Here is a 534-nt window from a genome sequence, read left to right on the forward strand (position 1 = left end):
CCATGTGCGGATAAACCACCACATCGCGCAATGGCAATACGGGGATTTCAATGCGTTCAGAACGCTCAGGATTCATAGAGCTCTCTCTTAGTTTAAAGTCCGCCAGGTAGCCGACGACGCCACACTCCACTGAATCGTCGTTAATATGTAATCCAGTATATGGGGATGTATTCCACACATTCAACGGCGGGAATGCAGGAAAAATAAAAGGGGAGATAAAATCCCCCCTTTTTGTTAACTGCTTTAGTGAAATGGTTAATAATTCACCAGATGCCTGCTGAGCTTCCGGTTTGCCGTAGATCAGCAGCGGTTTGCTCTGACCGGCGATAACCGACTCATCAATGACCACTTTTTCGACATCTTCCATCGAAGGCAGGTCATACATGGTATCCAGCAGCGCCGCTTCCACAATTGAGCGCAGGCCACGGGCGCCGGTTTTACGCGCCATCGCTTTCTTGGCGATAGCGTCCAGCGCTTCGTCGCGGAATTCGAGCTCTGCGCCTTCAAGGCTAAACAGCGCCTGATACTGCTTGG

At 50.7% G+C, this 534-nt stretch carries 1 pseudogene; it reads right to left on the reverse strand.

Going from position 1 to position 534, the window contains the following annotated elements:
• Window positions 1-262: 262 nt before the first annotated feature.
• Window positions 263-534, reverse strand: a pseudogene (clpX, locus tag ABD481_RS47120) (ATP-dependent Clp protease ATP-binding subunit ClpX); the annotation flags it as partial.

Origin of the sequence: Catenulispora yoronensis (assembly GCF_039531695.1) — a bacterium.
Lineage (GTDB): Bacteria > Actinomycetota > Actinomycetes > Streptomycetales > Catenulisporaceae > Catenulispora > Catenulispora yoronensis.